This is a genomic window from Phycisphaerae bacterium, assembly GCA_012729815.1.
In the GTDB taxonomy this organism is placed as follows: Bacteria; Planctomycetota; Phycisphaerae; order JAAYCJ01; family JAAYCJ01; genus JAAYCJ01.
Genome location: JAAYCJ010000101.1, coordinates 26,330 through 35,067, shown reverse-complemented (window position 1 = coordinate 35,067; position 8,738 = coordinate 26,330). Strand labels below are relative to the sequence as shown.

Genomic DNA, 8,738 nt, shown 5'->3' with positions numbered 1-8,738 from the left:
CGCGGTTCAGGCGGCGTTGGACACGGACTGCAACGGCGCGACGGCCGGGTCGGTTTTCGGAGCCGCGTTCGGCGTTGACCGCATCGACGCCCGATGGACCGATCCGATCAACGACACCCTGCAAACCTCGGTGGCTGGGTATCCCTCAGTGCGAATTTCAGCCCTGGCGGACGAGACCCTGGAATTGGCGGAGAGAATCAAAACCATTTAGCACCGCACGATCAGGACAATGCCGTGCAGAACACCGCGTCTGCCATTGCCGGAACGGTCAGTCGTAGGGTGGATGTTCGGACATGCGCCATTGGGTTCATGTGTTCGTGGAGCGCGATCTCGCCATCTGGCGATACCGGCGGCGGAGAGAAAAGGTGGATGTAGGAACATCCACCCTACACGACTTGTGGGCGGAGTTGGCGGAGATCGGCATCAGTGGGTTGAGAGTTTCAGGCCGATGATCGCGGTCATCAACAGCGAGAGGAAGAAGAGCCTCGCCGGCGTGGCGGGCTCGCCGAGGAGCGCGATGCCGAGGACGACCGCGCCGAAAGCGCCGATGCCGACCCAGACGGCATAGGCTGTGCCGATGGGCAGTGTCCGCGCCGCGAGTGCGAGCAGGTACATGCTGACGACGATTCCCATGATGGTCAGGACGGATGGAAGGGGTTTGGTGAAGCCCTCGGTGCACGTGAGCCCCACGGCCCAGGCCGCTTCGATCAGGCCGGCGATGACAAGCAACAACCACGGCATGGTGACACTCCTTGCCTCAGAAGCCATGTGCGTCGTCTTGTCTTAACCGGGTACGTCGCTCATCGTCCGGGCCGGAACCGGCGCTACAATTATAGGCTGTCAGGTGGCGGAGCGATGCTGCGAGTTTTTTATGAGAAGTTGCTGGCCAGGGTTCATGTGCCCGTGGAGCGCGAGCTGGCCATTTCGCGATGCCGGCGAGAGGGGGATGGTGGATGTAGGAACATCCACCCTACGTGGGTGGGTCCCCGCCTGCGCGGGGATGACGAGGGGGAATTGCTGATTTCTGATTGCTGATTGTTGATTTGGGGGAGGTCAACCACAAGGGTTGCTGTATAGGGTTTGGGTGCGAAGAGACCGGTCAGCGGTTGATGAGGTCGAGGGCGAGGTCGGCGGTTTTGTCGGCTGGGTCGCGGTCGGTTTCGAGGGGGGCGAGGGTTTGTCGGAGTTGGCGGCCGAGTTGTTCGGCCTTGGCGGGGTCGGCGAGGAGTGACGCGGCGGTGTCGAAGACTTCGTTTTCGTCTCGGATGTAGGGCATGAATTCGGGGACGACGTGCTGTTGGGCGAGGATGTTGATGAGCGAGAGGTGTTTGGTGCGGATGAGCCATCGGGCGACGGCGTGGTACATGAGTTTGGAGGCGTTGTACATGACGATCATGGGCCGGCCATGCCAGGCGACTTCGAGGGTGGCGGTGCCCGAGGCGACGAGGGCGAGGTCGGTTCGTGCGATCAGGGTTGCGCGGTGCTCGTCGAGGACCGAGACGGAGTGTGGTGCGGTGGAGAGCTTTCGGAGGGAGACGTCGAGGCCGGATTTGTCGACCTGATGGGCGATTTCGGCGGTGAGTCCGGGCCATGCGGCGATTTGGGCAGAGGCGGATGGAAAGCGGTCGAAGAGTCGCTGCAGGAGGCGAAGCTGGACGGGGAGGAGTTGATCGACGACGCCGCGTCGGGAGCCGGGCATGAGCAGGATTCGCGGTCCGGGCAGGGAGTCCAGTTCGGCTGAGAGATGGGGGTCGATCGGGGTCTGGCGGACGCGGTGGATGAAGGGATGGCCGACGAAGGTGGCGTCGATGCCGTGTTCGCGGAAGAAGGGTTCCTCGAAGGGCAGGATGACGGCGAGGCGGTCGACTCGTTTGCGGACGCGTCGGACGCGGAATTTGGCCCAGGCCCAGACTTGCGGGGCGATGTAGTAGAGGGTCTTGATGCCGCGTTTTTTTGCGGCTTTGGCGAGCGGGAGGTTGAAGGTTGGGCTGTCGACGAGGATGACCAGCTTGACGTCGTCGTGGGCCATTCGTCGGATCAGTTCGCGGTAGAGGGGTATGGCCCAGCTCGTCGCGGCGACCACGCCGGTGAGCATGGCTGAGGTTTCGGAGATGTCGTGGACGAGTTGGCAACCGGCGGCGGCAAGGTCTTTGCCGCCGACCCCGACGAATTGCTCGTGGGGGAGTCGGGTTCGCAGGGCCCGCACCAGGTCCGCTGCGTGGGCCTGACCGGAATTGTCCAAAGCCGAGACGATGATCACGTGGTTACCCGTTGGATCGCGGGGGTTCGCCGCGCGTTGATGTGTGCATCCCGGCTCGTTCCCGCACTCCGGGCGTTCGTTCTATTTTTCGATCCAGCCTTCGGGGACGACGGCGGTTTCGCCGGTCTTGGCGTTGAGCCATTTTTTGGCTTTGACGGTGCCGTCGGCTTCGAAGTAGATTTTGGCCTCCCGCGACCCTTCGTGATACCACCAGAGGTCGTCGAAGGGCTTGGTTTGGGGCTTGCCGAGGGTGTCTTCGACGTCGACCTTTTCGTAGGCGCCGATCTTGATCATCTCCCAGTTGTCGCGGGTGAGTTTCTTTTCGCAGCCGACGATCAGGATCAGTGCGACGGACAACACCAACAGGGGGGTCAGACGGTAACTCATTCGCGTGCTTCCTTGAAAGAACCCTTTTTAGAACAGTCCTTGACGCTGCCGTTGCTCGACCCGTTCCTTGATCAGCCCTCGCGGCATCTGGGCCTCGAGGACGTGGACGGCGTTGAGGCGATCGCCCCAGGGGCTGATGTAGGTGACTTCGAGGACGTACTTGCCCGGCTGGATTTTTTCGCCGGCCCAGCCGAGGCGGAATCGGTAGGTACGGGTGATGGCGTCCCAGTGTTCCTTCTGTGCTTCGGGGGTGCTGAGGTCGACTTCCCAGATTCCCAGGCGCGGGCCGCGCGGGTCGGTGCTGGCCTTGTGGAAGGCGTAGGTTTCGAAGCGGAAGGTACCGACGGCTTTGGTCTGGTCGCCGAGTTCGTCGAGGGGGCGCAGGACGACTTCGAGGCCGTCGGGCACGGCGTCGTCGTCGAAGCTGGCGGGTTTGGTGAAGGGCAGGACGTCGATTTTTTCGGGGAGCAGGACGGTCATTGAGCGGTCGGCTGGGGCGGTGGCGACGGGTTTGTCCGGGGCGATGGGCTGACCACCGGATTCGAACCGCCGCGTTTGGGCGTTGCAGCCGATCAGGACGGTCAGTAAGGCGGTTGCGGCCAGGTTTGGCCATCCCGAGCCGATGCCGATTCGGTTTGTTTTTTGCATGGTTGCCTCTACCTGCTATGAGTGTGGACTTTGTGGCGATTATAGCTATGCTCGCCGCCGGGCGTCAAGCTTCGGTGGCCATTCGTCGTCCGAGTTCGGCGGCTGAGGTTTTCACGTCGACGCGGCCCTGGAGTTCCGTGGGGTTGGGCGGAGCCAGCGGGACCAGGAGCGATTCGTAACGGCATTTCATGAAGACGGCGGCGGTGCGGAAGGTGGCGTCGACCTGGTTGAGTCCGGCTTCGAGGTCGCCGCCGGCGGTGGCGATCAGGCAGAGGGTGGTGGGTTTGCCGGGGCCGTAGGGGCCTTTCTGGTCGTCAAATTTCATGAGGGCGAAGGTCCGGTCGAGGGTCAGTTTGAGTTGGGCGCTGGGTCCGAACCAGAAGACGGGGGTGGCGAGGACCAGGACGTCGTAGTCGGGGATTCGGGCGATGACGGGGGAGGCCTGGTCGTCGATGACGCATTCGAATTTGTCGGACCGCTGGCAGCCCATGCACTCGGTGCATCCGGTGGCGGCGTAGTTGAGGGCTGAGGTGTCGATCACGTCGACGTGTCCGCCGGCTTTGCGGGCCGCGTCGGCGAACCAGTGGACGACAGTGTTGGTGTTTCCATCCTTACGCGGGCTGCCGGCGAGCACGATGATCTTTTTGGCCATTGATTGTCCTCCCGAAAAGTGGCTTGGGTGTATGATACCGCGCCGCGTCGGGCATTCAAGGAAGATCGGCGGGTTTGGCGGAGCGGAGTTGACCGGGATGGGCGGCGGCGGTATGGTAATGCCATCGACGGACAGGAATATCAACGGACATACGGAGGCAAGTTCATGATTCCGAAGTTTCAGCACAAGTTCGGTTCGGCGTTCGCGGCGGGCGAGTGGAACGTCAACGGCGGCGGGTCGCGGTTTACGTCGGGCACGCGGGCGCCGATCGATTTGGCCAAGAAGCTACCGCTGTTGCGGAAGGCGGGCGTGACGCATTTGGAGTTTCACGACACGGAGTTGCCGGCCGACCAGGCGAGGGCGTTTCGGAAGGTGATCGACAAGGAAGGGCTCAAGACGGGCATGGTGACCGCGAACCTGTTTCGGCGGCCGGAGTTCATCAACGGGGCGTACGATTCGCCCGATCCGAAGGTTCGGCGGATGGCGATCGATTTTTCGAAGAAGTACCTGGCGGCTGGGATCGAGGATCTCGACGCGGAGGTGTACGTTTACTGGGTGGGCACGGCTGGGTTCGACCACGAGTTCGCGAAGGACCACGTCACGCATTTGAAGTACATGGTGGACGCGCTCAATGAGCTGGTGGAGTTCGGGCTTTCGCAGTTCGGCGAGGAGCGGATGATTCCGGTGCTCTTCGAGCCGAAGCCGAACGAGCCGCGGAACTACATGTACGGCGGGACGGTGGGCGACGCGCTGGGGTTGATCTCGATGATGGAGCCGAAGTACGCCCAGTGGGTCGGGCTGAATCCGGAGAAGGCGCACTCGACGATGGCGGGGTTGAGCTACGCCCTGGACCTGTCGATGGGACTGGCGGCGGGCAAGCTGGGTCACGTGCACCTGAACGACCAGTCGCGTCCGGCGTTCGATCAGGACTACGCGTTCGGCGACGCGGACGTGATGGGCTGTTTTTCGGCGGTGTGGGTGCTCAAGCAGCACAACTACCGCGGGTTGATCGGTTTTGACGTTCAGCCGTTCGGGACGGACAACGAGAAGCAGTACGCCGAATCGGTGGCCCGGAGCATTCGGAACTTCAAGCGGTTCAGCGCGTGCTGCGACCGGATCGACGCGAAGAAGCTGGAGCGGCTTCGCAAGAACAGCGATCAGGCGGGCGTGGCGGACCTGGTCAGCAAGGCGTTGATGGGCGTGTAGCGTCGCGGACGCGAGGGTTCTACATCGCAGCGGCGCGGCCTGTGGCTGACGGCACGGCGGTCAGCCGCGGTATTTGTACCAGGCGTGGCAGGCTCCGCCGGTGGAGACCATGCAGGTGCCGACGGGGTGTTCGGGCGTGCAGGCGCGGCCGAAGAGGGGGCATTCGGGCGGATCGATGTGGCCGGTGATGACGTAGGCGCAGCGGCATCCGGGGCGTTCGCCCGTGCCCTGGAGGTCGATGCCGAAGGCCTGTGCGGCGTCGAAACGCTTGTAGGTGTCGTTGGTTGCCAAGCCGCTGTTGGGGATCGTGCCGAAGCCTCGCCATTCGGCTGATTCGACGCGGAAGACCCGTTCGATCATTTCCCAGGCCCGGGCGTAGCCGTCGGGCCCGACGGCGGCGGTGTAGACGTTTTCGACCCGGGCGTCGTTGTCGGCGAGTTGGGCGACGATGCGGGCGACGGCTTCGATGATCTGAGGCGGGTCGAAACCGGCGATCACGCAGGGGCGGCGATGGCGGGCGACGATGGGTTCGTAGGCCCGATAGCCGGTCATGACGCTGAGGTTGCCCGGACAGAGGAAGGCGTCGATACGGTTGACGTTGTCGGCTGCGACGTGCTCCATCGCGGGCACAATGAGTTTGTGGGCGGAGAGGACGAAGAGGTTCCGCAGGTCCGCGTTGCGGGCTCGGGTCAGGACGTCGGCGGTGGTCGGCGCGGAGGCTTCGAACCCGACGGCGGCGAAGATGACCGGTTGGTCGGGGTTGTGGTTGGCCAGGAGATGCGCCTCGAAGGCGGAGCTGACGGCTTGCACGCGGGCGCCGTCGTCGCGGGCGTGGGCGAGGGAGGATTCGGTTCCGGGCACCCGCAGCATATCCTCGTACGTGGCGATCAGCACGTTCTGCCGTTTGGCCAGGGCGATCGCGCCGTCGATATATCCGGTGGGGGTGGTGCAGATCGGGCATCCGGGGCCGGAGATGAGTCTGACGTTTTCGGGCAGCAAGGCACGGATGCCGGCCCGCTGGATGGCGACGGTGTGTCCTGTGCCGACCTCCATGATCCGCACGGTTCGGTTGAGTTTGGCGGCGTCGGCGGCCAGATCGGCGAGGGCGGCTTGGACCTTCTTTTCCTTGGCGATCAGATCGGGCATCGGCGACTCGCTTTCCGGCTGTTGGTTGTCGGTTGAGATTTGTCAATCATCGTGCATATCCGCCATGCGACGGGCCGCGGCACAAGCGGCCTGGCCCAGCGAGATACCCTCGGCGGAGCAGGGAATCTCGCGGTGTTCATAACATTCTAGGCCGGAACGTTCGAGGTTTTCCCGCAGGCGGCGGCTGAGGCAACGGTTGGCGAAGCATCCGCCGGAGAGCACGACCCGCCGGCAGTTGCGCTCGTTGGCCAGCACCGCTGTTGCTTCGGCCAGCATTGCGGCGACGGCGTTGTGGAAGCGGTCGGCGATCAGGCTCAGGTCGGTCGCGGATTCGACATCGGCGGCCATTTGGCGGATGATCTTCTGCGGCTGCAGGATCAGCAGGCCGTCGCGCCGAGTCAGTTCGTAGCCGTAGGTTTCGTCCGTTCGTCCGTTGGCCTGGGCCTCGAGGAGCATCGGGCCGTGGGCGGCGTGGTAGTTGACTCCCGCCAGGCCGGTAATGGCCGCGGCGGCGTCGAAGAGACGGCCGAGGCTGCTGGTCGGCGGGGAGTCGATCTGGCGGACGATCGTATCGAGAATGGCTTTGCGGATCCGGCGGTCCGGGCAGAGCTCGGCTGCGACCGGATGGGTCAGCGTCTGATCGCCGAAGACCTGGTGCAGCAATGCCAGGGCCGGTCGGAAGGTCTGCCTCGCGGCGGTGCGCCCTCCCGGCAGGCGGTAGTACTGGAGGTGGCCGAGCCGCTGGAACGCCGCGCGTTCGGCCAGGAGGAGTTCGCCGCCCCACAGCGTGCCGTCCGGTCCCAGTCCCGTTCCGTCGGCGACGACGGCGATCAGCGGTTCGTTCAGGCCGTGTTCGACCATGCAGGAGACGGCGTGGGCGTGGTGGTGCTGGACCTGGATCATTTCGAGTTCGAGTTGCTGGTTGGCGTATTGGGCGGCGCGGCCGTCGCCATCCAGATCGGCGGCGATGGATCGCGGAGGATGTTTCAGAGATCCTGTTAACTCGGCGATGACCTGTTTGAACCTTCCGAAGGCTGCGTCGTCGGCCAGATCGCCGATCTGTTCGCTGACCACCGCGCGGCCGCCCTCGACGAGGGCGACCGTGTTCTTGTTGTCGGTTCCCACCGCCAGGATCGGGTCCGGAGCGGTTTGGCCAAGGTCGAAGGTTTGCGGGGAGAGTCCGCGGCCGGGGCGCAGGACCATGCGGCCCGCGTTTCGCGGCTGAAGCACCGTTTCGGGCATGCTTCGTTCAAGCGGCTGATCGTGGGTCAGGAAGCCATCCACGAGGCAGCGGAATCGGTTCTGGGCCTCCCGGTCGTGGGCGATTCCGGCTCCCGTGTAGACCAACGCTGCAAGTCCTTGGGCGAACAGGCGGTGATGGTGCGGTGCGTACGGCAGCCGCACACCCAGTGTATCGAGGCCCGGCGCGATGTCGCGCAGAGCAGTCTGTGCGGGCTTCTGTCGGAGGATCACGATCGGCCGGATCGGGTCGTCCAGGAGGCTGCGCTCATGGCCGTCGAGTTCGCACCATCGCTCGGCGGTTTCGGTGTTGGCGACCATGACGGCCAGCGGGGCGTAGGGGCGGGGGAGCAACTGTCGCAGGCGCCGCACCGCGGTTGTGGAAACGGCGTCGCAGATCAGGTGGAATCCGCACGGGTCCTTGACGGCCAGGACGTTGCCTGATCTGAGCATGCCGGCCGCCCGGGCGATCGGGTCGCCTTCGACCGCGCTGCCGCCGCGGTCGAGCAGCCTCAGCGTCGGTATGCACTCGGAGTTTTCCGCCATTGGGGATCGCACGCGACTCCTGCAACGACCGGCCCACCCGGTTCAGCCAGTCTATTGTACGGCCGATGCGAAGGTCCGGCAAGCTGCGCTTGTCGCCTTGCGGCGAACGGGTATAATCTGCGGCAGGGGGGCTGCTGTGGGGCGGCCCGGTCATTGACGTTTGCCGTAATTAAAGGAGCGACGCGATGGGCAAGGCGAGAAGAATCCAACTGATCGGCGCGGTCGCCGTGCTGGCGATCGGAGTGGCGGTTTACCAGGGCGTCGCCCAGACGACTCAGCCGGTGGGGGGCGACGGGGTGTTCATCCATTTGAGCAAGGGGCTGGACAACTCCCGCGCCGTGCTGATGGCCCTGCAGATGGCTGAGATCATGAGTGCGGATCGGCCGGTTCTGGTCTATGCGGATCTGGAGGGCGTGAGGGTGTTGCTGAGAGATGCGCCGAATTTCCAGGTCCAGCCTTACGGCCGGCTGCGAGAGAAGCTTCAGACTCTTCGTCGCAACGGGGCGATCCTGATGGTCTGTCCGACCTGCCTCAGGGCCGCGGGCAGGCGCGAGAGCGACCTCGGCGAAGGCGTGAGGCTGGCTGACAAGGACGTTTTTTTCAGCTTCACGAGCGGTCGGATCCTGACCCTCGATTACTGAGCGGGCTGCCGGC

At 64.4% G+C, this 8,738-nt stretch carries 10 protein-coding genes; 3 read left to right on the top strand and 7 right to left on the bottom strand.

Annotated features, from left to right (window positions below; all coding sequences use genetic code 11):
- Positions 1 to 211 (top strand): ADP-ribosylglycohydrolase family protein (locus GXY33_07510; GenBank protein NLX04975.1); only part of this gene is annotated, 211 nt, incomplete at its 5' end.
- A 212-nt stretch (positions 212 to 423) separates the two neighbouring features.
- Here the strand turns inward: GXY33_07510 and sugE are convergent.
- From sugE to GXY33_07485, 5 genes are all read right to left on the bottom strand, one after another.
- Positions 424 to 741 (bottom strand): quaternary ammonium compound efflux SMR transporter SugE, encoded by a 318-nt coding sequence (sugE, locus tag GXY33_07505; protein NLX04974.1) that lies wholly within the window; start codon positions 739 to 741, stop codon positions 424 to 426.
- Positions 742 to 1,099: 358 nt separating this feature from the next.
- The gene (lpxB, locus tag GXY33_07500; protein NLX04973.1) at positions 1,100 to 2,260 is read right to left on the bottom strand and encodes a lipid-A-disaccharide synthase; all 1,161 of its coding nucleotides are present in this window, start codon (positions 2,258 to 2,260) and stop codon (positions 1,100 to 1,102) included.
- An 81-nt stretch (positions 2,261 to 2,341) separates the two neighbouring features.
- Entirely contained in the window at positions 2,342 to 2,647 is a 306-nt protein-coding gene (locus GXY33_07495; GenBank protein ID NLX04972.1) for a hypothetical protein, read from the bottom strand.
- A 27-nt stretch (positions 2,648 to 2,674) separates the two neighbouring features.
- A complete protein-coding gene (locus tag GXY33_07490) occupies positions 2,675 to 3,295 on the bottom strand; it encodes a hypothetical protein (protein NLX04971.1) in 621 nt (206 codons plus the stop codon).
- 64 nt (positions 3,296 to 3,359) lie between these two features.
- Positions 3,360 to 3,947 carry a flavodoxin family protein gene (locus tag GXY33_07485; protein ID NLX04970.1) on the bottom strand — a complete coding sequence of 196 codons (588 nt, stop codon included), beginning with the start codon at positions 3,945 to 3,947 and terminating at the stop codon, positions 3,360 to 3,362.
- Between the two features lie 165 nt (positions 3,948 to 4,112).
- Between GXY33_07485 and GXY33_07480 the strand changes: the two genes are divergently transcribed.
- On the top strand, positions 4,113 to 5,153 hold the full coding sequence (locus GXY33_07480; protein ID NLX04969.1) for a hypothetical protein: 1,041 nt from the start codon (positions 4,113 to 4,115) through the stop codon (positions 5,151 to 5,153).
- Between the two features lie 60 nt (positions 5,154 to 5,213).
- Here the strand turns inward: GXY33_07480 and hypD are convergent, their stop codons facing one another.
- Positions 5,214 to 6,299 (bottom strand): hydrogenase formation protein HypD, encoded by a 1,086-nt coding sequence (hypD, locus tag GXY33_07475; protein NLX04968.1) that lies wholly within the window; start codon positions 6,297 to 6,299, stop codon positions 5,214 to 5,216.
- Positions 6,300 to 6,341: 42 nt separating this feature from the next.
- Positions 6,342 to 8,096, bottom strand: a complete 1,755-nt coding sequence (locus GXY33_07470) for a carbamoyltransferase HypF (protein ID NLX04967.1) — start codon at positions 8,094 to 8,096, stop codon at positions 6,342 to 6,344.
- Between the two features lie 173 nt (positions 8,097 to 8,269).
- Here GXY33_07470 and GXY33_07465 point away from each other — a divergent pair, with 173 nt between their 5' ends.
- Positions 8,270 to 8,725 (top strand): peroxiredoxin, encoded by a 456-nt coding sequence (locus GXY33_07465; GenBank protein ID NLX04966.1) that lies wholly within the window; start codon positions 8,270 to 8,272, stop codon positions 8,723 to 8,725.
- Positions 8,726 to 8,738: the final 13 nt, after the last annotated feature.